Source organism: Prauserella aidingensis (assembly GCF_024171865.1).
GTDB classification, from domain to species: domain Bacteria; phylum Actinomycetota; class Actinomycetes; order Mycobacteriales; family Pseudonocardiaceae; genus Prauserella; species Prauserella aidingensis.
In genome coordinates this window covers 38,493-59,755 of record NZ_JAMTCN010000011.1, presented here as the reverse complement: position 1 = coordinate 59,755, position 21,263 = coordinate 38,493, and the positions used below count along the sequence as shown (strand labels likewise).

Annotated in this window: 18 protein-coding genes and 1 pseudogene; 3 read left to right on the top strand and 16 right to left on the bottom strand. The window is 69.9% G+C overall.

The window, feature by feature from the left end:
* Positions 1 to 9: 9 nt before the first annotated feature.
* The 13 genes and pseudogenes from LY13_RS13345 to LY13_RS13290 all read right to left on the bottom strand — a co-directional run bounded on the left by LY13_RS13345 (position 10) and on the right by LY13_RS13290 (position 13,899).
* On the bottom strand, positions 10 to 870 hold the full coding sequence (locus LY13_RS13345) for a TatD family hydrolase (RefSeq protein WP_253828736.1): 861 nt from the start codon (positions 868 to 870) through the stop codon (positions 10 to 12).
* 26 nt (positions 871 to 896) lie between these two features.
* Positions 897 to 1,409 (bottom strand): EboA domain-containing protein, encoded by a 513-nt coding sequence (locus LY13_RS13340; RefSeq protein WP_504965040.1) that lies wholly within the window; start codon positions 1,407 to 1,409, stop codon positions 897 to 899.
* Positions 1,410 to 1,564: 155 nt separating this feature from the next.
* Positions 1,565 to 2,425, bottom strand: coding sequence for a sugar phosphate isomerase/epimerase family protein (locus LY13_RS13335; protein ID WP_253828735.1), 861 nt, complete (start codon positions 2,423 to 2,425; stop codon positions 1,565 to 1,567).
* A complete protein-coding gene (locus LY13_RS25675; protein WP_301298920.1) occupies positions 2,422 to 2,547 on the bottom strand; it encodes a hypothetical protein in 126 nt (41 codons plus the stop codon). The genes LY13_RS13335 and LY13_RS25675 overlap by 4 nt, the downstream gene beginning before the upstream one ends.
* 173 nt (positions 2,548 to 2,720) lie before the next feature.
* A pseudogene (locus LY13_RS26190) lies at positions 2,721 to 3,428 on the bottom strand (SCO3242 family prenyltransferase); the annotation flags it as partial.
* Positions 3,425 to 4,621 (bottom strand): inositol-3-phosphate synthase, encoded by a 1,197-nt coding sequence (locus LY13_RS13325; RefSeq protein ID WP_253828734.1) that lies wholly within the window; start codon positions 4,619 to 4,621, stop codon positions 3,425 to 3,427. The pseudogene LY13_RS26190 and the gene LY13_RS13325, both read right to left, overlap by 4 nt.
* A gap of 97 nt (positions 4,622 to 4,718) precedes the next feature.
* Positions 4,719 to 6,839 carry a PQQ-dependent sugar dehydrogenase gene (locus LY13_RS13320; RefSeq protein ID WP_253828733.1) on the bottom strand — a complete coding sequence of 707 codons (2,121 nt, stop codon included), beginning with the start codon at positions 6,837 to 6,839 and terminating at the stop codon, positions 4,719 to 4,721.
* A 109-nt stretch (positions 6,840 to 6,948) separates the two neighbouring features.
* Complete coding sequence (locus LY13_RS13315; protein WP_253828732.1) at positions 6,949 to 7,908, bottom strand: sugar phosphate isomerase/epimerase family protein; 960 nt, start codon at positions 7,906 to 7,908, stop codon at positions 6,949 to 6,951.
* 80 nt (positions 7,909 to 7,988) lie between these two features.
* Positions 7,989 to 8,990, bottom strand: a complete 1,002-nt coding sequence (locus LY13_RS13310; RefSeq protein ID WP_253828731.1) for a sugar phosphate isomerase/epimerase family protein — start codon at positions 8,988 to 8,990, stop codon at positions 7,989 to 7,991.
* Complete coding sequence (locus LY13_RS13305; protein WP_253828730.1) at positions 8,990 to 10,177, bottom strand: Gfo/Idh/MocA family protein; 1,188 nt, start codon at positions 10,175 to 10,177, stop codon at positions 8,990 to 8,992. The genes LY13_RS13310 and LY13_RS13305 overlap by 1 nt, the downstream gene beginning before the upstream one ends.
* Positions 10,178 to 10,214: 37 nt before the next feature.
* Positions 10,215 to 11,258 (bottom strand): substrate-binding domain-containing protein, encoded by a 1,044-nt coding sequence (locus LY13_RS13300; protein ID WP_253828729.1) that lies wholly within the window; start codon positions 11,256 to 11,258, stop codon positions 10,215 to 10,217.
* A gap of 65 nt (positions 11,259 to 11,323) precedes the next feature.
* On the bottom strand, positions 11,324 to 12,283 hold the full coding sequence (locus LY13_RS13295) for an ABC transporter permease (protein ID WP_253828808.1): 960 nt from the start codon (positions 12,281 to 12,283) through the stop codon (positions 11,324 to 11,326).
* A 77-nt stretch (positions 12,284 to 12,360) separates the two neighbouring features.
* Complete coding sequence (locus tag LY13_RS13290) at positions 12,361 to 13,899, bottom strand: sugar ABC transporter ATP-binding protein (RefSeq protein WP_253828728.1); 1,539 nt, start codon at positions 13,897 to 13,899, stop codon at positions 12,361 to 12,363.
* Between the two features lie 150 nt (positions 13,900 to 14,049).
* On the opposite strand from LY13_RS13290, the gene LY13_RS13285 reads away from it, so the two are divergent.
* From LY13_RS13285 to LY13_RS13280, 3 genes are all read left to right on the top strand, one after another.
* Complete coding sequence (locus LY13_RS13285) at positions 14,050 to 15,225, top strand: ROK family transcriptional regulator (protein WP_253828727.1); 1,176 nt, start codon at positions 14,050 to 14,052, stop codon at positions 15,223 to 15,225.
* A gap of 820 nt (positions 15,226 to 16,045) precedes the next feature.
* Positions 16,046 to 16,180: a hypothetical protein gene (locus LY13_RS25670; protein ID WP_301298919.1), complete on the top strand. Its 135-nt coding sequence runs from the start codon at positions 16,046 to 16,048 to the stop codon at positions 16,178 to 16,180.
* The gene (locus tag LY13_RS13280; RefSeq protein WP_253828726.1) at positions 16,177 to 16,701 is read left to right on the top strand and encodes an rRNA adenine N-6-methyltransferase family protein; all 525 of its coding nucleotides are present in this window, start codon (positions 16,177 to 16,179) and stop codon (positions 16,699 to 16,701) included. The genes LY13_RS25670 and LY13_RS13280 overlap by 4 nt, the downstream gene beginning before the upstream one ends.
* Before the next feature lie 202 nt (positions 16,702 to 16,903).
* On the opposite strand, the gene htpG is transcribed toward LY13_RS13280, so the two are convergent.
* The 3 genes from htpG to aztC all read right to left on the bottom strand — a co-directional run bounded on the left by htpG (position 16,904) and on the right by aztC (position 21,259).
* The gene (gene htpG / locus LY13_RS13275; RefSeq protein WP_253828725.1) at positions 16,904 to 18,859 is read right to left on the bottom strand and encodes a molecular chaperone HtpG; all 1,956 of its coding nucleotides are present in this window, start codon (positions 18,857 to 18,859) and stop codon (positions 16,904 to 16,906) included.
* 186 nt (positions 18,860 to 19,045) lie between these two features.
* Positions 19,046 to 20,239, bottom strand: coding sequence for a zinc metallochaperone AztD (aztD, locus tag LY13_RS13270; protein WP_253828724.1), 1,194 nt, complete (start codon positions 20,237 to 20,239; stop codon positions 19,046 to 19,048).
* Positions 20,240 to 20,305: 66 nt separating this feature from the next.
* Positions 20,306 to 21,259 (bottom strand): zinc ABC transporter substrate-binding protein AztC, encoded by a 954-nt coding sequence (aztC, locus tag LY13_RS13265; protein ID WP_372493829.1) that lies wholly within the window; start codon positions 21,257 to 21,259, stop codon positions 20,306 to 20,308.
* Positions 21,260 to 21,263 lie beyond the last annotated feature (4 nt).

The window sequence follows — 21,263 nt, the reverse complement described above, 5'->3', positions numbered from 1 at the left end:
GAACAGATCCTAGGCCGGGCGCTGTCCGCGCAGCACCGAGTTGCCCTCGAACGTCTCTGTCTGGTCGACATCGATCGGGTCGAGCAACAATCGCCGGCTTTGGCCGTAGAACGCGACGGGGTTGCGCCACAGCACGCGGTCGACGTCGTCCTCGCCGAACCCGGCGTCACGCATCGCCTGCCCGGTCTTGGCCGTCTTGAGCGGATCGCTGCGACCCCAGTCGGCGGCGGAGTTGACGATCATCCGATCCAGGCCGTGGTCGGCGAGGATCCGGACCATGCGCTGTTCGTCCATTTTGGTGTCCGGGTAGATGGAGAACCCCAGCCAGCACCCGGATTCGGCCACCAGGTCGACGGTGACCTCGTTCAGGTGGTCGACCAGTACCCGTTCCGGTGGCAGCCCGGACGCCGCGACCAGTTCCAGGGTGCGGCGGGTGCCTTCGACCTTGTCGCGGTGCGGGGTGTGCACGAGCACCGGCAGGTCGTGCTCGCCGGCGAGTTCCAGCTGCCGGACGAACGCCTTCTCCTCGGCGTCGGTCATCGAGTCGAACCCGACCTCACCCACCGCGACCACGCCGTCCTTGGCGAGGTAGCGCGGCAGCACGTCCAATACCTCGGTGCACCGGGGGTCGTTGGCCTCCTTCGGGTTGAGCGCGATCGTGCAGTGATGCCGGATGCCGAACTGGGCGGCGCGGAACCGTTCCCAGCCGAGCAGTCCGTCGAAGTAGTCGTAGAACGACGCGGCACTGCTGCGCGGCTGGCCGAGCCAGAACGCCGGTTCGGTGACCGCGCGGACCCCGGCGGCGTACATGGCTTCGTAGTCGTCGGTGGTGCGGGAGGTCATGTGGATGTGGGGGTCGAAGATGCGCATCAGTCCTCCTGGTCGTACCGAACGCGTTACTGGTCGGGGACGGTTCCCCCATCGACGTCCGGGTGCTGCGAGGTCAACCGGTCGAGCAGCCACGTCCCGTCGGCGGGGACGTCGCGGCCCGCCGCGCGGCGCTCGGCGGCGAAGCCGTCGACCATCCGGGCCAACTCGGCGTCACCCCGTTCCGCGATCCCCGAGCGCTCCGCGATCCCGGCGACCGCCGCCAGCGGAACACCGGTGAACAGGCACTTCAGCACGCCGTGCCGCCAGCTGTGCGGGTCGAGGTGCTCGGCCGCGTACGGGCCGAGGGCTGCCGCGATGAGCCGGGTGTCGTTGCCGCGCAGTGCGTCCCCCACCAGGTCGAGCGCTGCGTCTCCCACGTCGAGGTGGTCCAGGGCTCGCAGTACGGCGCGTTTCTCGTCGGCGTCGCCGTGCCGGTACAGCGCGCCGATTTCCGCCACGAGGGCATCGGTGTTCCAGCCCTGCGCGGCGGCGCGCAGCAACGCGACCCTGGCCTGGTCCTCGATCCGGGGCGTGACCATGCCGTCGGGGTCGTCCGGGTCGGCCGGTCCCCTGCCGACGGCGCGCGCCACGGCGGGCAGCAGCACCCCGATCCGCGCCGGGTCGGCCGTCACCTCGCCGGTCAGCTCGGCCAGCCTGGCTCTGCCCTCGCTGTCGAGCAGGTCGTCCAGTGATGTCACCCGGTCACCTCCGCCGCGAGTGCCGTTGCCTGCGCGGTACGCAACGCCTCCAGCGAACGTGCGGCGACGGCGGGTGCGGCGTGGGAATGCCGGGGCAGTTCCACGCTGACCAGGCCCTGATAGCCGACGTCGCACAGCGCGCGGAGCGTGGCGGGCAGGTCGACGTCGCCGTCGCCGAATTCGAGATGCTCGTGCACTCCGGGGCGCATGTCGTCGATCTGCACGTTGCCCAGCGACGACCCGACGTCGCGGATGCGGTCCTGCGGCGGGGCGGGTTCGTTGCAGACGCAGTGTCCGACGTCGACGGTCACCGTGAGGTGTTCGGGATCGCCGAGTCTGCGGCGTAGTTCCGCCACGCCCGCGAGCGTGTCGACGAACATGCCCGGTTCCGGTTCGAACGCGCACCGCACGTCGCGGCGCTGCGCCTCGGCCAGCACCTGCTCGACGCCGCTGGTGAGCCGCTCCCAGGCCTGGTGGGGACCGGCGCCCTCGGGCACCGTCCCCGACCAGAACGACACCGCCTCCGCGCCGAGGTCGGCTGCGACGCGGATCGCGCGGCACAGGTAGTCGACACGGCGCTCGCGGCCGACGTCGGACACCAGGGTCGGTTCGTGTTTGCGCCACGGGTCCATGACGTAGCGCGCGCCGGTCTCGATCACGACGGCGAGTCCGTACGCGGCGAGCCGGCGGCGCACGTCGTCGGTGCGGGCGGCGAGGTCGGGAGCGAACGGGTCGAGATGTGGATGGTCGAGGGTGAGCGCGACACCGTCGTAGCCGAGGTCGGCGAGCACGCCGAGGGCGTCGTCCAGGCGGTGTCCGGCGAATCCGTTGGTGCCGTAGCCGAAGCGCAGGGTCATGTCGGCGACACCACCTTCGAGGCCAGCCGCGCGATCGGGCCCGCGGCCAGGAGTCCCCCGGCGAGGCCGATCGCCCCGGTGCCCGCCACGAGAGCGGCGTGCAATCCGATGACGCCTCGCACGCCTGCGCCGGTCGCGGTGCGTACCGTGGCGGCATCCGGGGTGCGCGCGGCGCCGGCCTGCGCGCGGCCGACCGTGCCCGCGTACGTGGCGGCGAACGCGGCGCCGGCGACGGCGCGGCCCCTGTCGTCGGCGCGGCGCCTGTCGTCGGCGCGGCGCCTGTCGTCGGCGCGGCGCCTGTCGTCGGCGCGGCGCCTGTCGTCGGGCGGCGCCTGTCGTCGGCGCGTCGCGTGTCGTCGGTGGGGAGCGTGTCGTCGCCGCGCCGCCCGCGACGTCGAGGTAACGCGGCCACCGCAGCCGCAGTGGCCGCCGACGCCGTCGTGGCGAGTGCCGCCAGGCCGGTGCGCCGCGATCCGCCGTGCACCTCACCCCTGCTCAGGGTGGTCACACCGAGCGTGTGCCCGGCGACCGCGGAGGCCGGCAGTGCCGCCCTCCGCGGTCGACCCCCAGCTCCGAGCAGCACGTCCAACCCCCGCGCGGCCGCCATGACGGCGGGCCCGGCCGGGGTGTCTTTCGCGGCGAGGTCGTACGTCCACGCCGCGGCGGCGACCGGCACCGCGATCCGCACGGCGGCGCGGCCGCCCACAGCGGTGGCGATGCCCAGGCCCGCGCCGGTCAACCCGGCCGCCAACGCGAGCGCCTCGCCGGGCCGCACCCTGCCGGACGGGATCGGGCGCTCGGGACGTTCGACGGCGTCCAGCTCCCGGTCGGCGTAGTCGTTGAGCGCCATGCCCGCCAGGTAGAAGCACGCCGAGGCGGCCGGCATCGCCCAGCCCCGCCTGCCGTACGGCCAGCCCGCCGCCGCGCCCCCGGCGAGGCTGTCGCCGGGAATGGTCAGTACGGCAGGCAGCCGTACCAGCTCGACCGCGTCCCGCGCCTTCATCGGTCACCTCCGAGCCGCCCGCACCATTCGGTGAGGGCGCGCCACTGGCCTGCCAGGTCGTGCCCGCCCTCCCCTGCGGGGTCCTTGAAGAAGAAGCCGAGCGCGCCGAGTGGGCCGGACTCCCCGACCTGGTGGGCGCGTGCCACCAGCCGGGCGAGGTCGAGCACCAACGGCGCGGCGAGCGCGGAATCACAGCCCTGCCAGGTGAACTGCATCGACATCCTGGTGCCGAGGAAACCTTCGAACGACACCATGTCCCATGCCGTCTTCCAGTCACCGAGATCGTCGACGTAGTCGATGTGCAGCGGGCCGTCCACCGGCTCGCCCAGCATCTCGGTCAGTCCCTTGCCCTTGGTCGCCGTCTTGCTCGTCGCCGTCACCGGATCGGCCAGTGCCCGGCCGTCTCCGCCGCCGAGCAGGTTGTACGACGCCCACGAGCGCACCCGCAGGGCGCGGGTCGCGAACATCGGCGCGAGCGCCGACTTGACCAGCGTCTCACCGGTCTTGCCGTCCGACCCCGCCCACGGCAGTCCCATCCGCTCGGCCAGTTGGGCCAGCGCGGGAAGCCGGGGGCCGGGGCTCGGCGTGAACGCGACGACCGGGCACCCCGCCCGGAACGCCGCGTAGGCGTAGAGGGAGCTGAGCGGCAACGGCGACTCGCCCGCCGCCAACGCCCGCTCCAATGCGTCCAGATCGGACAGTTCCGGGGTCACGTCGACCGGTGGCTCGGTGGTGGCGACGTCGACGACGATCACCTGATCCAGCGCGTGCGCCGCACGGAACCCGGCGAGGTCGCGGCTGATCCGCTCGACGGCGTCCCGCTGAGTACCCTCGTCGGGACCTTCCGAACCGGTGTGCTGCCCGTCGTGCGGACCGCTGCTCGCGACGCCGTGCCGGATGCGGGCGTCCACCCGGGTCAGCCCGTCGTGCACCGCCCGCGCGAGCTCGACGCCGAACACCCCGCCGTCCGCCAACGCCTCGGCGCGTTTCGGCAGTGAGTCGCCGGCGACGTCGTGGCCACCGATCACCAGGTCGGCCACTCCGGGCGGCCGGGCGGCCGCCACCTCGGCGAGATCCGTGACGCACCCGGTGCGCCGCGTGAGCCCCGCGGTGAGCGCGAGCGCGCCGACGGTAGCGGTGGTGGCCACCGACCCGCGCGCGCCGATGAACCACAGTCCGGTCTTCGGTGCCATCCTCCGGCCTCCCTGGGGTGGTTGGGTCACGGGGAGCGTGAGTCGTTGCGGCCGGCAGGCGGCCACAACGACTCACGCTCCGTCAGGAGTGGTGCGCTTACTCCGCCGGTTCGAGCACGACCTCGTCACTGCCGGTCAGCGACGGCAGACCGTCGGCGCCCGGGTCGCTGTAGGTCGCGTTGAACACGCCGTGCAACTCGTCGTGTTCGGGGTCGTGACCTTCCGGCTCGCTGGTCTCGATCGAGCCGGAGCAGCCGGACGCCGTCGTCTGCGGGTGCCCGTGATCGTCGTGGCCGAGGATGTAGGTCACCTCGACCTGCGAGCAGTCCACCGCCTGGTCGTCGCTCACCGAGACCTCGAACTCGACGACGTCGCCGAAGGAGAACTGCTGCCCGTCGACCGGCGTGGTGAACTCGACCACCGGCTCCTGGTTGCCGACGACGATCTCCACCTCGGCGACGCCGGTCTTGCCCCGGTGCTTGCCGCCGACGTCGGTCACCTGCAACGAGGCGTTGTAGACCCCGTTCTCGGTGTAGGTGTGCGTGGGGTTCGGCTCCCGCGAGTCGACCTCACCGTCGGCGTCGAAGTCCCAGGCGTAGCGCAGCCGGTCGCCCTCGGCGTCCTCGGTGCCGTCGCTGGAGAACGACACCGTCAGCGGCGCGTGCCCGTTGTCGACGTCCGCCGTGGCCGCCGCCTCCGGGCTGTGGTTGCCGTTCGGTCCGATGTAGTCGATCCGCGACAGCGCCGCCCCCGGGAGTTCGCCGAAGTAGCCCTTGCCGTACTCGAGCATGTAGAGCGCACCGTTCGGGCCGAACTCCATGGCCATCGGGCCGGACAGCGGGATGGACGACACCACGTCCTCGATGCCGCTCACCGCGCCGGAGTCGTCGACGTGGAATCCCTTGATGTAGTCGCGGGTCCACTCGAAGAACAGCGGCATCCCGTCGTAGTGCTTCGGCCAGCCGACCGGGGCGCGGCCACGCCGGTTCTTGTGGTCGAAGTCGTAGGCCGGACCCGCCATCGGCCCGACGCCGCCGGTACCGAGCTCGGGGAACTCCGACGAGTGTTCGAAGTCGTACCAGACCTGCGGCTGCTCCACCGGCGGGAGCTCCGTGAGCCCGGTGTTGTGGGGTGACTCGTTCACCGGCGCCGCGCAGTCGAAGGCGTCGCCGGACTCGCCGGTGGCGAAGTCGTAGTCGACATAGGGCAGCTCGGGGGTGGCGCAGTACGGCCAGCCGTAGTTGCCCGGCTCGGTCGCGGTGAACCACTTGCCGGTCCCTGCGGGGCCGCGCTCCGGGTCGGCGGTGGCCGCGTCCGGCGAGTAGTCGGCGACGTAGAGCGCGTCGGTGTGGGGGTCGACGTCGATGCGGAACGGGTTCCGCAGCCCCATCAGGTAGATCTCCGGGCGCGTCTTCGGTGTGCCCTGCTCGAAGAGGTTGCCGTCCGGCACGGTGTACGAGCCGCCCTCGCCGACATCGATCCGCAGCACCTTGCCGCGCAGGTCGTTGGTGTTGGCCGAGCTGCGCTGCGCGTCGAAGGCCGGGTTGCGGCCGTCCCGCTCGTCGATCGGCGCATAGCCGTCCGAGGCGAACGGATTGCTGTCGTCGCCGGTGGCGAGGTAGAGATTCCCGTCGCTGTCGAACGCGATGTCCCCGCCGACGTGGCAGCACGTGCCCCGGTCCACCGGGACGTCGAGGACCTGCTGCTCGCTCGACAGGTCCAGGGTGTCGCCGTTGAGCTGGAACCGCGACAGCCGCAGCGCGCCTTCGAACGGCGCGAAGTCCTCCGGCGTGCCGAATTCCGGCGCATCGCCTTCATTGACGTCCGGTGTGGACGGATCGTCCACCGGGGTGTTCATCGGCGGCGAGTAGTAGAGGTAGACCCAGCGGTTCGTCGTGCCGTTGAACCCGGGGTCGATCGCGATGCTCTGCAGACCCTCCTCGTCGTGTTCGTAGACGTCGACGTCGGCGGCGACGATGTTGCGGCCGGTGTCCGGGTTGTGCAGCCGCACCTCGCCCGACCTCGTGGTGTGCAGCACTCTGCCGTCCGGCAGCACGGCGAGATCCATCGGCTCGCCGGGGGTGTCGTCGAGGACGACCTTCTGGAACTCCGAGTCCGGCGGTGGCGGCGGAGCTTCCTCCGCCGTGGACAGTCCTGGCGCTGTCAGTAACGCGGTTGTCACGGCGGTCACGACCGCCGCGACGGGAATTTTGCGCATGACGAACTCTCCTCGGATAGGGGGAGACCAGACGCGCGGCTGAGGTGACCGCACGCCACTGGGACGGGATCGGCTCCGGTGACGACCGGCCGATCAACGGGAAGGGGACTCAGAAGCGCAGGTTGCGCAGGTAGGAGTAGCCGACCTCGGAGGTCCGGGGAACGCTCACGTCCGGGGTGTCGTTCTCGACGATGTACTCCCGCACGGAGTGCGCGCGGAAGATGCGGGCGAAGTCGATGTGGCCGGTGCCCAGGTCGGCCATGTCGCCGTCGTGGGCGTGCCGGTCCTTGACGTGGTACTGCAGCACCTGCTGCGGCGCGGACCGCATCACGTCGATGGCGAAGCCCTCGGGGTCGCTCGCCCCGTCGCCGCTCTCGATGCCGCCGCGGACCACCCAGTAGATGTCGATCTCGAGGTGCACGAGCTTCGGGTCCAGTTCGGACGTCAGCACCTGCCACGGCGTGACGCCACCACCGAGGTCGGTGGTGAACTCGTGCGCATGGTTGTGGTAGCCGTAGTGCAGTCCGGCCGACCGGGCCACCTCGGCCTCGTGGTTCATCCGCTCGGCCCATCGCTGCCAGTCGGCCTTGTCGGACGAGTTCAGGTACGGCACCACCATGTACGACTGGCCGAGAGTGAGCGCGTTGTCGATCTTGGTGTGCAGCGCCTGTTCACTGTCGCTGATGTCGTCGTGGCCGGACGTCGCCGAGATGCCGATGCCGTCGTAGAACTCGCGCAGCTCCCGCGCGGTGCGGCCGAAGTAGCCGAGCGCCTGCTCGACCTTCGGGTAGCCGGTGTCGGCCAGCATCCGCAACGTGGCGTCGAAGCCCGGCTCACCCTGCAGTGCGGAACGCACCGTGTACAACTGCATGCTGATCAGCCCCGGCGGCACCAGGGGCCGGCCGGTGCCTTTGATGGTCGCCTGTGCCGCCGGTGCGGCCACGCCGGCGGCGAGCAGGCCGGCACCGACGGCACCGCCGAGTGCGGTCCGCAATGCGCCTCGTCTGCTGAGGCCCCGCTCACCGAGCGAGCGGCGGATCGCGCTCTCACCATCGAATCCGTAACACATGAACCCTCCTTTTCCGTACTACTTCGTTGGAGACGTCAGGATCGGGTGCAACCGCACGCGAGGCGCGCGGGTGTCGAGGTTCAGGAACTGAACGCCGCGTCGAACGCGGCGTCCGGTGGATCGAACAACTGCTCGCGCACGTACCGCAGCGACTCGGGAGCGCCCCGCAGCCGGTCCATGCCCGCGTCCTCCCACTCGATCGAGATCGGACCGTCGTAGCCGATGGAGTTCAGCACGCGGAAACACGTCTCCCACGGCACGTCGCCGCGCCCGGTGGACACGAAGTCCCAGCCGCGCCTCGGGTCGCCCCACGGCAGGTGCGAGCCGAGCCTGCCGTTGCGGCCGTTGCCGGTGTTGCGCTTGGTGTCCTTGCAGTCGACGTGGAAGATCCGGTCCGCGAAGTCGACGAGGAACCCGGCCGGGTCGATGTCCTGCCACACCATGTGGCTCGGATCCCAGTTGAGGCCGAACGACTCCCGGCGCCCGATCGCGTCGAGGGTGGCCACGGTGGACCAGTAGTCGTAGGCGATCTCCGACGGGTGCACCTCGAGCGCGAACCGCACGCCTTCGGCCTCGAAGACGTCCATGATCGGGTTCCACCGATCGGCGAAATCCTGGTACCCGGCCTCGACGAGCTCGGCGGGCACCGGTGGGAACATCGCCACGTACTTCCAGCTCGCCGAACCCGTGAAGCCGACGACGGTGTTCACGCCGAGTTTCGCGGCGACCCGGGCGGTGTGCTTCATCTCCTCGGCCGCGCGTTGCCGGATGCCCTCCGGCTCGCCGTCACCCCAGATCCGCTCCGGCAGGATCGCCTTGTGGCGCGCGTCGATCGGGTCGTCGCAGACCGCCTGCCCCTTGAGGTGGTTGGAGATCGCCCACACGCCGAGTCCGTACTTGTCCAGGATGTCCAACCGGGACTGCAGATACGACTCGTCCTCCACCGCGCGCCAGACGTCGAGATGATCACCCCAGCAGGCGATCTCCAGTCCGTCGTAGCCCCACTCCGATGCGAGCTTCGCGACCTCCTCGAACGGCAGGTCGGCCCACTGCCCGGTGAACAGGGTGACCGGTCGTGCCATTACGCCACCTCCCTCGTCGTTCCTGCTGTCTTCGTCTCGTCCACGGCGACCCACTGGCTGCCCGCCGCCGCGCTGGCCTGTACCGCGGCGACCACCCGCTGCACCCGCAGCCCGTCGGCGAACGACGGCTCGGGGTCGGTGCCCTCCGCGATCGCGGTGAGCAGGTCGGCGGCCTGGTGCGAGAAGCCGTGTTCGTAGCCGAGCAGGTGGCCGGGTGGCCACCACGCGCCGAGATACGGGTGCGTCGGCTCGGTGACGAGGATCCGGGTGAAGCCCTGCGTCTCGGCCTGCGCCGAGGCGTCGTGGAACCACAGGGTGTTCATGTCCTCGAAGTCGAACGCGAGGCTGCCCTCGGTCCCGTTCAGCTCGATGCGAATGGCGTTCTTGCGGCCTGCGGCGTAGCGGGTGGCTTCGAAGGAGGCCATCGCGCCGCCGCTGAACCGGCCGAGGAACACCGCCGCGTCGTCCACGGTCACCCGGCCGGTGCCGTCGCCGTCGGGTAGTGGGCGTTCGGGGACGAAGGTGTCCAGCGTGGCGCTGACCCCGGTGATGTGCTCATCGGTGAGGAACTGGGTCAGGTCGATCACGTGGGCACCGATGTCACCGAGCGCGCCGGAACCCGCCCGGGCGGCGTCGAGCCGCCAGGAGTACGGCGCGGCCGGGTCGGTGAGCCAGTCCTGCAGGTACTGCGCCCTCACATGGCGCAGCGTGCCGATCCGGCCGTCGCGCACGAGTTTTCGTGCGAGCGCGAGCGCGGGAACGCGCCGGTAGGTGAATCCCACCATCGCCCGAACACCCTCGGCGTGGGCTCGTTCGGCGGCCTCGGCCATCTTCTCGGCTTCGTCGACCGAGTTGGCGAGCGGCTTCTCGCACAGCACGTGCTTGCCCGCCGCGAGCGCGGCGATCGCGATCTCGGCGTGCGTGTCGCCGGGGGTGCAGACGTCGACGAGGCCGACGTCCTCCCTGGCGATCAGTGCGCGCCAGTCGGTTTCCACGCTCTGCCAGTCGAACCGGCGAGCCATCTCCTCGGCCTTGGCGCGGTCGCGCCCGCCGAGCGCGACCAGCCGAGGCTCCAGCTTCGGGTCGAAGAAGCTCTTGGCGTTACGCCATCCCTGGGAATGCGCCATCCCCATGAAGGCGTAGCCGATCATGCCGATCCCGATCGGCGCTCTGTCCGCGTGCGTCATCAGCCCTCCCCGGGCGGTTCGTGGGTGTCGTGCGATCTCAGGACTCGAACCCGAGCGGGAGGTATTCCTCGACGTTCTCCTTGGTCACCACAGGGGCGTTCAGCACGATCCGGCGCGGCACCTCGCGCTGCACCAGGTCGGACATGCCCTTGTCCTGGGCGAGCAGCCGCGCGAGGCGGACACCGTCGGCGGCCTGTGTCGGCGGGTAGAGGACGGTGGCTTCCATCTCGCCCTGCTGGATCCAGCGCATCGCGTTCTTCGAGCCGGCACCACCGATGAAGAAGAACTCGTCACGGTTGGCGTTGTCGAACGCGGCCTTGACGCCCACGCCCTGGTCGTCGTCGTGGTTCCAGATGATGTCGATCTCCGGCACGGCCTGCAGCAGGTTCGATGCCGCCTGCTCACCGGACTCAACGGTGAAGTCCCCGGCCACCCGGTGGTCGACGTTCTGGTTGCACTCCTTCAGCGCGTCCTTGAACCCGTCGGAGCGGTCCTGGGTCAGTGGCAGCGAGTCGGTGCCCGCGATCTCGGTCACCACCGCGTCGCCGCCGAGGTCGTTCTCCTCGACCAGGTTGCACGCGTAGGTGCCGGCCGAGACGCCCATGCCGTAGTTGTCACCGAGGATCGTGGTGCGTGCGGCGAACTCGCTGGAGAACTCGCGGTCGACGTTGACGACCGGGATGCCCGCGTCCATCGCCTGCGTGGCGACCTTGGTCAGCGCCGCGCCGTCGGTCGGCAGCAGCACGATCGCGTCCACGCCGTCGTTGATGAACGTCTCGATGTGGCTGATCTGCATGCTCGGGTCGTCGGTGCCTTCCGCGACCCGCAGCGTGACGTCCTCGTACTTCTTGCCCTCGGCGACGGCGGTCGAGTTGATCGCACCCAGCCAGCCGTGGTCCGCCTCGGGACCGGAGAAGCCGATGACGACTTCCTTGCCGGGGTCGTCGTTCGAGCTGACCGCCCTCGGGTCGCTGTTGTTCTCCTGCGCCGCCGGATCGTTGCCGGTACAGGCGGTGGTGAGCAGGGCGAGCGCCGCGACGGCGCCGGTGGCACGAAGGAGTCTGCTGCTGCGCTGCGGCATGGTTCTCTCCTCGGGGAGTGGGTTCCGATGGGTTTCGCGTAGGGGTCGCGCGTGTTCCGCGCGGTTCACGGTGGGGAGCCGTTGCGGGCCGCGACGCGCTGTTGCAGCAGCACGGCGACGACGATGATCACGCCCTTCGCGACGGCCTGGGTGGACGTGTCGAGGTTGTTGAGCGTGAAGACGTTGGTGAGCGTGGTTAAGATCAGCACGCCGAAGACGGTGCCGACGATCGTGCCGCGACCGCCCGAGAGCAGCGTCCCGCCGATCACGACGGCCGCGATGGCGTCGAGCTCGTAGAGCATGCCGTGCGTCGAGGTCCCCGCGGTGGTGCGCGCCAGCAGCATCACCGCGGCGAGTCCACAGGCGACACCCACGATGACGTACAGCAGCGTGGTGTGGCGCTTGACGTTGATGCCCGCCAGCCTCGCGGCCTCCGGGTTGCCGCCGACGGCGAGGGTGCGGCGGCCGAACGTGGTGCGGTTGAGCAGGATCCAGCCCGCGACGGCGACCACCGCGAAGATGATCACGAGCACCGGAATGCCGAACACCCTGCCGCCGATGACGTCGATGAAGTCGCTGACCGTCACGACCTGCGTGCGCTTCTGCGCGATGATCTCCGCGAGGCCGCGCGCACCGGCCATCATCGCCAGCGTCACGATGAACGCGGCCAATCTGCCGTAGGCGATGAGCGCCCCGTTGACGAGGCCGCAGCCCGCGCCGACCAGCAATGCCGTGGTGACCATGACGATCCAGTGGGTGTCCGTCGCGAGCGTCTGCGTGGCGAGGGTCGACGCCCACACCGACGACAGCGCCACGATCGCACCGACCGACAGGTCGATACCGCCGCCGGTGATCACGAACGTCATCCCGACGCTCACCACGCCGATCACCGACGCGAGGCGCAGGATCGTCATCATGTTGTCGAAGCTGACGAACCGATCGCCCGCGGTGATCACCCCGACGATGCACAGCAGCAGCAGCGCAAACACCAGACCGAGGTTGCGCCCGGCAGGACCGGAGAACATCGCGGTGACCCGGCTCAACGGCCCGTCGGTGTCTCCACCGGGCGCGCCGGCGCCGGTTCTCTCGTCGGATGCGGTCGTCATGCCGCGTCTCCTTCCATCACCATGTCGAGCACCTGGTGCTCGTCGATCTCGTCGGCGGGACCGTCGTGGAGGAGAGCGCCGTCGGAGACCACCAGGACGCGGTCGGACAGCCCGATCACCTCCTCGATCTCGCTGGAGACGACAACGACCGCGATGCCGCCTGCCGCCAGGTCCCTGATCAGCGCGTAGATCTCCGACCGCGCGCCGACGTCGACGCCGCGTGTCGGTTCGTCCAACGCCAGCACCCGGCACTCCCGCAGCAGCCAGCGCGCCAGCACGACTTTCTGCTGGTTGCCGCCGGAGAGCGTGCCCGCGTGCCGCTCCGCGTCGGCAGGCCGCACGTCGAGAGCGCGAACCTGCTCGTCGGCCGCTCGCCGCTCGTCACGACGGTTGACGAAACCACCGCGGGCGAACCGGCCCAGGCTGGCGAGCGAGATGTTGCGCGCCACCGACTCGTGCAGCACGAGTGCCTGACTTTTGCGTTCCTCGGGGCACAGCCCGACGCCCGCGGCCACCGCGGCTCCGACCCGGCCCGGGCGCAACCGGCGTCCTGCGACGGACACCGTGCCTGCCTGGGCCTTGCGCGCGCCGTAGATCGTCTCCAGGATCTCCGAGCGGCCGGAGCCGACCAGTCCTGCGAGGCCGACGACCTCCCCGGCGGCCACGGTGAACGACACGTCGTGGAACTCCCCCGGCCTGCTCAGCCCCGACACCTCGAGCACGGTGTCGCCCAGTTGCCGCTCCGGCCGTTCCGGGAAGACGTACTCGATCGACCGGCCGGTCATCAGGCGGATGATCTCCGACGTCGGCGTCTCGGCCGCCGGGAGGCCGGTGGCGGCGGTACGCCCGTCCTTGAGGACGGTGACCCGGTCGCCGATCTCGCGGATCTCCTCCAGCCGGTGCGAGATGTAGACGATCGCCACACCCTGCGCCGCCAGTTCGCGGATCACGCCGAACAGCCGCGCGACCTCTTCCTGGTCCAGCACGGCCGACGGCTCGTCCATCACGATCAGCTCCGCCTCGTGCGACAGCGCACGGGCCATGCTCACGATCTGTTTTCCCGCGGCCGACAGTCGCCCCACCTCGACATCGGGGGCCACCTCGGGATGACCGAGGCGGCGCAGCAGCTCCGCGGCTGAGCGGTTCGCTTCGGCGCGCGCGACGACACCCCACCGCGCGCGCTCGTGCCCGAGGTAGATGTTCTCCGCCACGGTCAGCCCGTCGACCAGGTCGAGCTCCTGGTAGATCGTGGCGATCCCGTGGTCGATCGCGTCCTGCGGATTGGCGATGCGGATGTCGTCGCCGTGCCAGCGGATCGTGCCGCCGTCCGGCTGGTGCGCTCCGGCAAGCACCTTGATCAACGTCGACTTGCCCGCGCCGTTCTGGCCCAGCAGGCAATGGACGTCGCCGGCCCGCACCTCGAGGTCGATGCCGTCCAGCGCTTTCACGCCGGGGAAGTGCTTGACGATGCCGCTCATCTGCAGCAGGGGCTCCTGCCCGGCATCGGCTGTGATCTCGCTCTCCCTTGAGCTCATAGCGGTGGACTATAAGCGCACTTTTGCCTGAGCGTCAATCAGAAGTTCGCTGCGCTACATCCAAATGGCCGCATCTACGGCGCGAGAAGTCGCGGCTGTTCTAGTGTCGAACCAGCGAATTCTGCTGACGAGGGGAAGGAAGGCGATCACATGACGCGGGGTGAGCTGTCGCCGGCGGGCACGGCGGCGCTGTTCCAGTTCCTGCGCGACGGACGGCCGCGCACCCGCGCCGAGCTGTCCGCCGAGACCGGCTTGGCACGCTCGACCGTCGCCGAGCGCATCGACACCCTGCTCAGCTCGGGTCTGCTGAAGTTCAGCGACAAGGCCAACTCCACCGGCGGCCGTCCGCCGACGACGGTCGCCTTCAACCCGGCGGCCAGGGTGGTGCTCGCCGCCGACGTCGGCGCCACACACGCCAAGCTCGCGGTCACCGACCTCGCGGGCGACGTGCTGGTGGAGGAGGACAAGGTGCTCGACATCGCGGCAGGCCCCGAGGTCGTGCTCCGGGAAGTGTGCGACCGCGGCCGCGCGCTGCTCACTCAGGCCGGGCGCGGCGAATGCGATCTGCTCGGCGTCGGCATCGGCTTGCCCGGGCCGGTCGAGCACCTGTCGGGGAAGCCGACCAATCCGCCGATCATGCCCGGCTGGGACGGGTTCGACGTCCCCGCGTTCGTGCGCGCCGAGCTCGGCGCGCCGACCTTGGTGGACAACGACGTCAACATCATGGCGCTCGGCGAGTACCGCGCCCACTGGGCCGAGCACGAGCACATGGTGTTCGTGAAGGTCGCCACCGGCATCGGCAGCGGCCTGATCAGCTACGGCCGGCTGCACCGGGGGTCGCAGGGTGCGGCGGGCGACATGGGCCACGTCCGGGTGCCGCACGACACCGATGTCCGCTGCCGCTGTGGCAATGTCGGGTGTCTGGAGGCCGTCGCGAGCGGCGCGGCGATCGCGGCGAAGCTGACCGAGGCGGGTGTCCCCGCGACCAGCAGCGCGGATGTCGTCACGCTCGCCCGCAACGGCTCGGTGCCCGCGTTGCAGTACATCCGGCAGGCCGGCCGCGACATCGGGGAGGTGCTCGCGACGGCGGTGAGCCTGTTCAACCCGTCCGTGCTCGCGGTCGGCGGGGCGCTCTCGCTGGCGGGTGAGCACTTGATCGCCGGGGTGCGAGAAGCGGTCTACCAGCGTTCGCTGCCGTTGGCGACGCAAAACCTGCGCATCGTGCCGTTGCGCTCCGGCGACGAGGCCGGCGTGTCCGGTGCGGCGTTCATGGTGATCGACCATGCCCTCGCGGCCGGTCAGGTGGAGTCGCTGCTCACGCAGTGAGCGCCGTGCCGCGCGGGCCGCCTGGTTGGAGGACGGGCCGGGACGTCCCGCGCCCGTCGTGGCCGTGCGGTGTTTCGGCTGCGACGGGCCCGCGGCCGCGGTCGGCCACGCCAGTAGGCCGGCCTGACCGCGCGTAGCTGCGCGAATGTCAGGACCCGCAGGCTCCGGTCGGGGTGAGTGGCTGACGCGCGTTTAGCCGGCCGGGAGCTTCATCGTCCCAGGAGAAGTATCCATCCCGGCTCGGCCACGCTACTGCGGTGTCGCCGGTATGGGGGTTGGTCACGAGCACACGGTCACCGAGCTCGACCTCCTCGATCGGCCGAGAAGTCCCATCCGCCATCAACACCACGGTGCTGAACCGCCCTCGGGGTTCAGTGCGACCGCACGACGTCCTCAATCCGGGCGCTGGAGCATAGTACTGCGGCCGGACTTCTATACGAACATGATTACGTCGATTCCGCCTTGTACGCCGATACGCAGAAGGAGAATTTCGATCCATCCAAGCCAAATTTGTCAACCGCACCGGAATAAAATTTCTCCAGCGCCAACTTCACCTGGCTAACCGTTGCATCATAGCCAACCGGCGTTTCCATCGCTATTCCAAGTATACTCTCAAGCTCAGGGCGCGAAGCATTCTCCAAGCAGACCTTCCACTCGAGGAGCTCATCCGACTCACGGAACGCTTCCAACCACCAGGCTGTCCCGTCCTCCCACGTATACCTATTCATGGCTCAACCTCCTTCCGGACATCGGGACCCTCACAACTTCCGTCTCATCAAACAACTCAGACCTCAGTCCTCACAATGGACTCACTCATAAAATGACCGAACTGTTACCCGACGCCTCCGGAACGTCCGGATCGTCGCTCGCGGCGGGTGCCGTCGACGGTCGTCGCGTGACAGGGCCGGTCCGCATCGCGGAGCTCGGCACCGCGGCGGACAATGCGGAGACATGAGAGGTCCGGCGAACAGGGATGAACTGCACGCCTTGGCCGACCCGGCTCTCGAGCAGCACTTCCTGGTATCGCCCGACAAGCTCACCATGCTCGTCGACGCGGCCGGCATCCGCCCGAGCGATACGGTGCTCGAGGTGGGAGCAGGAGCAGGCACGGTGGCGCGCGCGATGCCGCCCTGCGCCGGCCTGACCGTCGTGGAACTCGATCCGCGGCTGCTCGAGGCACTCCGGCGGGCAGTACCACACGCACACGTCCGGCAGGGCGATGCGCTGCAGCTCGTGCACGAGCTGCGTTACGACGTGCTGATCGGCAGCCTGCCCGACGCCGTCACCGAATCGCTGATCGACCTTCTGCCGCAACTCTCGTTCCGCACGGCCGTGCTCGCCACCGGCCAGGACTCCGACTTCGGCCGGCTTCCGCCCGAGTTCACGGTCACCGAGATCACCCGCATCGGCGGTGACGACTTCAGCCCGCCGCAGCCGAGCGTGTCCCGCATCGTGCGGGTCGCGCGTCGCACCTGAACCCGGTTCCCGGGCCCGCGCCGGTGCTCCGGTTCGCCGAGAGCACCGGCGGCCGACAGCGCCACCGGCGGCCGGTCCACGACACCGTCACCGCGCCCGGTGCCGACGCCCTCGGTCGAACGGACCTACCGAACGGCAAGGGGCGGGCCGGGACACCCACCTGATCCCCGGCCCGCCCCTCACGTGCGGTGTTCGGCTGCGCTCAGCCGAGTCCGGCGGCGAGCCTGCCCGACAGCAGCTGCGCGAACTTGTGCGGATCCGGCAGCTCCTCACCCTCGGCCAGCAGCGTCGTGCCGTACAGCAGCTGCGCCACCTCCGGCAGCGACGGGTCCTCGGCGTTCTTCGCGTGCGACTCGCGCAGCCCGGTCACGAGCGCGTGCTCCGGGTTGATCTCCAGGATGCGCTTGACGTCCGGCAGCGGCTGACCCAACTGGCGGTAGATGCGGACCAGTTCCGGGCTCAGGTCGCCCTCGTCGCCGACGATGCAGGCGGGCGAGGTCGTCAGCCGCGACGACAGCCGCACGTCCTTCACCTCGTCCGACAGGGTCTCCCGGAGCCACTCGAGCAGCCCGGCGAACTCCTCCTTCTTGGCCTCGTCGGCCGAGTCGTCGGCCTCGTCGTTGCCGTCGAGGTCGACCTCGCCCTTGGCGATCGACCGGAACGTCTTGCCCTGGAACTCGGCACCCGAGTCGACCCACATCTCGTCGACCTGGTCGGTGAGGATCAGCACCTCGATGCCCTTGCTGGTGAAGGCCTCCATGTGCGGCGACTTCTCCACCATCTCGCGGGACTTGCCGGTCAGGTAGTAGATGTGCTCCTGACCCTCGGGCATCCGCTCGATGTACTCGGCCAGGGTGGTCTGCTCGTCGGCCGAGCGGGTCGAGTCGAACGAGGCGATCTCGAGGATGTCCTGCCTGCTGTCCGGGTCGGTGACCAGCCCTTCCTTCACGCACGTGCCGAACTGACTCCAGAACGTGCGGTACTTGTCCCTGTCCTCGGACTCCTCGGACTTGACCAGACCGGCCACGGTGGACAGCACCTTCTTGGCGAGCCTGCGCCGCATGGCACGGATCTGCCGGTCCTGCTGCAGGATCTCCCGCGAGACGTTGAGCGACAGGTCCTGCGCGTCGACGACGCCCTTGACGAAGCGCAAATACTCGGGCATCAGCTCTTCGCAGTCGTCCATGATGAACACGCGCTTGACGTAGAGCTGCACGCCGCGCTTCGCCTCGCGGGTGAACAGGTCCATCGGCGCACGCGAGGGCAGGAACAGCAGCGCCTGGTACTCGAACGTGCCCTCGGCGTGCAGCCGCATCGTCTCGAGCGGGTCCGCCCAGTCGTGGCTGATGTGCTTGTAGAACTCGTTGTACTCGGCGTCGGTGACCTCGCTGCGCGGCCGGGCCCACAGCGCCTTCATCGAGTTCAGCGTCTCCGGCTCGACGACGGTCTCCTCGGACTCGCCGTCCTCGCTCTTCCGGACCCGCTCGACCTCCATGCGGATCGGCCAGGCGAGGAAGTCCGAGTAGCGGGTGACGATCCGCCGCAGCACGCCGGTGTCGGTGTAGTCGTGCATGCCGTCGTCGGTGTCGACGGGCTTGAGGTGCAGGGTCACGGCGGTGCCCTGCGGGGCGTCGGGCACGTCGGCGATCGTGTAGGTCGCCTCGCCCTCGGACTCCCACCGGGTGCCGACGCTCTCACCCGCCTTGCGGGTCACGACCGTGACCTTGTCGGCGACCATGAACGCCGAGTAGAAGCCGACACCGAACTGCCCGATGAGGTCGCTGCCCTGCGCCTCCTGCGCGGACTTGAGTTTCTCCAGCAACTCGGCCGTGCCGGACCGGGCGATCGTGCCGATGAGGCCGACGACCTCGTCGCGCGACATCCCGATGCCGTTGTCGCGCACGGTCAGCGTCCGCGCGGCCGGGTCGCGTTCCAGCTGGATGTGCAGGTCGTCGGTGTCGACCTCCAGATCCTTGTCGACCATCGACTCGAGCCGCACCTTGTCCAGCGCGTCCGACGCGTTGGACAGCAGCTCCCGCAGGAACACGTCCTTGTCCGAATAGATCGAATGCACCATCAGTCGCAGCAGCTGCCGCGCCTCGGCCTGGAACTCGTGCGTCTCGGCCTGCTGCTCCGACTCCACTGCCTGCTCCGCCATCGGCGATGGACCCCCTTGGGTGATGACATGTCTCGTGATGTGACGTTCGCGGCGTCTGCGCCGCCCTTCCATCATCCACCGACGGGTGACACGCGCGGTCGACGCCCCTGGCCTCCACGACCTTGGTATGACGACGGGACGCCGACCGCGCGCGTCGGATGCTCCGGTGCCTGCGCGGGCGCGACGTCAGTGCGCGTGCACGACCCCGCTCAGCTCGTTCGGCGCGGCCTCGAGATCGGCGGTCGCGGTCGTCTCCCCCGATTCCAGGTCGACGGCGTGGAGCTGCTGCTTCTCCGGGTCCGACACGTACGCGGTGCCCCCGCGCACGAACAGGGCAGGCCGCGGCTGCTGCCACTCGATCGGCTCGGACCACTCCTCGTCGAGCACCGGGATGGACTCGGTCAGCTCACCACTCTCGGGATCGACGACGTGGATCCTGCCGTCGGTGCCGAGCACCAGGGCCTCGCCCTCCGGGCCCCGCGCGAGCGAACGGAACGTGTAGCTGGCGGGCAGGTCCACCCGCCGCAGCTCCGCGCTCTCGGTGTCGACGAGCGCGATCTGCGTCGGCCGTTCCAGTTCGGCGCCGGCGTCTTGCTTGTAGTCGCCGAGGACGATCGGCGACTCGGGCGAACCCGCCTGGTTGCCGATCCGGCCGTACTCGGTCGGGCTGTCGACCTTCGTGATCTTCCCGTCGCGGTAGATCAGCACGCCGTCCTCGCAGCCCACCGCGATGGCCTCGCCCTGCGCGGCCGACTCGCCGTGCACCCCGGGGCAGTTCTCGTTGCGCGTGACCTCCTCCCGGTTCTCGTCGAGGATCGCGATGCCATTGCGTTCCTCCTCGTCGCCGAGCGTCACGAGCATCCCGCCGTTCTCGAGCTCGACGGCCACCCCGTGGTGCGGCTCCTCGGTCGTGTACTCGGTCGTCTCGGGCGTGCCGTCGCCGAGGTCGTGCGGGTCGAAGCTGCGCACCTGCCCGGTGCCGTCGGTGAACAGCACCGTGCGGCCCGCGTGCCGGACGACGTGGCCCGGCTCGGCACCGCCGAACGTCACGTCGGTCAGCTGTCCGCCGACCGCGTCGAGGACCCGGAAGCCCTCCGAGGTGGACACCATGACGTGCCGGTCGTCACCCGCGGGGTTGAGCCGGTTGAACCCCTCCAGCGGGATGTCGGCCTGCACCTCGAGCGTGGTGCCGTCCAGGATGTAGACGCCGCCGTCGTAGGTGGTGACGACGGGTTCGGCGATGTCGGCACCGCCACCCTGTTCACCGCCGCCGCCTCCGCTTCCGCTCTCCTGTTCGTCCGCGGCGCAGGCACTCACCGCGAGCATCGCGGCCGCCGCCGACAGCGCGGCGGCTCTCCTGATCCGAGCCGTACTGCTCATCTCTTCTCCTTCTCCTGGGGAACCGGGTTCGGGTCCGCGGCGTGTCCTGGCCCGCCGCGGGTGAGGTCATGCGCCGGTGAGGCCGTCGACGATCGCGTCGGTGTTGGCGCGCATCATGGCCAGATACGTCGGTGCGCCCCCGTCGCGGCCGGTGAGCGACTCGGTGAACAGCGAGCGCACCTGCACGTCGACGCCCGCCCGGTCGGCCAGCACGTTCGCCAGCCGGTCCGGCTGCGTCGAGTCCGCGAAGATCGCCGGAACCCCGGCCTCGCGGACGGTGCCCGCCAGGTCTTCGAGGTCCGACGCACTGGGTGAGGCCAACGTCGTACCGCTGGGGATCACCGCTCCGAGCACGGTGAACCCGTACCGCTGGGCGAGGTAGCCGAACACGTGGTGGTTGGTCACCAGCGTGCGGTGGTCGTCGGGGATACGGTCGAACCGTCGCGTCATCCACTCGTCGAGCTCGCCGAGCTTCGCCAGGTACGCCTCCGCGTTGGCGCGCACCGCCCGCTCGTCGACACCGTCCACGTCGGACACGATGCGGTCGGTGATGTGTTCGACGGCGGTGCGCATGCGACGGGGATCGGTCCAGAAGTGCGGATCGGCCTCGCCGTCGGAGTCGCCACCGGAGAAGCGGATCGGATCGACCCGTTCGGCCACGGCGAGGTCCGGCACCCCCGACTCGACCGCGGCGTCCACGTTGCGCTGGACGCCCTCCTCCAGGCCGAGCCCGTTGTGGACGAGCAGGCCCGCCTGTTCCACGACCGCCGACTCCCTCGCCGAGATCGCGAACGAATGCGGATCGGCACCGGGCTTCATGAGCACCGTCACCTCCGCCTCGTCGCCTGCGATCTCGCGGGTGACGTCGCCGAGGATGTTGGTCGTCACCACGATTCCGCCGCTGCCTGCACCCGCGGAGGAACAACCGGTCAGCACCAGCGCGCACACCGACAGCAGCGCCGTCGCCACGGCCGCGAACCGGCCTCCGCGCCGCGGCCTCGTCACGCCCTCGTCCCACATCCGT

Excerpts from the sequence above, each read along its gene's own strand:
- LY13_RS13345 (WP_253828736.1), bottom strand. The coding sequence starts at position 870 with ATGCGCATCTTCGACCCCCACATCCACATGACCTCCCGCACCACCGAC.
- LY13_RS13340 (WP_504965040.1), bottom strand. The coding sequence starts at position 1,409 with ATGGTCACGCCCCGGATCGAGGACCAGGCCAGGGTCGCGTTGCTGCGC.
- LY13_RS13335 (WP_253828735.1), bottom strand. The coding sequence starts at position 2,425 with ATGACCCTGCGCTTCGGCTACGGCACCAACGGATTCGCCGGACACCGC.
- LY13_RS13325 (WP_253828734.1), bottom strand. The coding sequence starts at position 4,621 with ATGGCACCGAAGACCGGACTGTGGTTCATCGGCGCGCGCGGGTCGGTG.
- LY13_RS13320 (WP_253828733.1), bottom strand. The coding sequence starts at position 6,839 with ATGCGCAAAATTCCCGTCGCGGCGGTCGTGACCGCCGTGACAACCGCG.
- LY13_RS13315 (WP_253828732.1), bottom strand. The coding sequence starts at position 7,908 with ATGTGTTACGGATTCGATGGTGAGAGCGCGATCCGCCGCTCGCTCGGT.
- LY13_RS13310 (WP_253828731.1), bottom strand. The coding sequence starts at position 8,990 with ATGGCACGACCGGTCACCCTGTTCACCGGGCAGTGGGCCGACCTGCCG.
- LY13_RS13305 (WP_253828730.1), bottom strand. The coding sequence starts at position 10,177 with ATGACGCACGCGGACAGAGCGCCGATCGGGATCGGCATGATCGGCTAC.
- LY13_RS13300 (WP_253828729.1), bottom strand. The coding sequence starts at position 11,258 with ATGCCGCAGCGCAGCAGCAGACTCCTTCGTGCCACCGGCGCCGTCGCG.
- LY13_RS13295 (WP_253828808.1), bottom strand. The coding sequence starts at position 12,283 with ATGTTCTCCGGTCCTGCCGGGCGCAACCTCGGTCTGGTGTTTGCGCTG.
- LY13_RS13290 (WP_253828728.1), bottom strand. The coding sequence starts at position 13,899 with ATGAGCTCAAGGGAGAGCGAGATCACAGCCGATGCCGGGCAGGAGCCC.
- LY13_RS13285 (WP_253828727.1), top strand. The coding sequence starts at position 14,050 with ATGACGCGGGGTGAGCTGTCGCCGGCGGGCACGGCGGCGCTGTTCCAG.
- LY13_RS25670 (WP_301298919.1), top strand. The coding sequence starts at position 16,046 with ATGACCGAACTGTTACCCGACGCCTCCGGAACGTCCGGATCGTCGCTC.
- LY13_RS13280 (WP_253828726.1), top strand. The coding sequence starts at position 16,177 with ATGAGAGGTCCGGCGAACAGGGATGAACTGCACGCCTTGGCCGACCCG.
- htpG (WP_253828725.1), bottom strand. The coding sequence starts at position 18,859 with ATGGCGGAGCAGGCAGTGGAGTCGGAGCAGCAGGCCGAGACGCACGAG.
- aztD (WP_253828724.1), bottom strand. The coding sequence starts at position 20,239 with ATGAGCAGTACGGCTCGGATCAGGAGAGCCGCCGCGCTGTCGGCGGCG.
- aztC (WP_372493829.1), bottom strand. The coding sequence starts at position 21,259 with ATGTGGGACGAGGGCGTGACGAGGCCGCGGCGCGGAGGCCGGTTCGCG.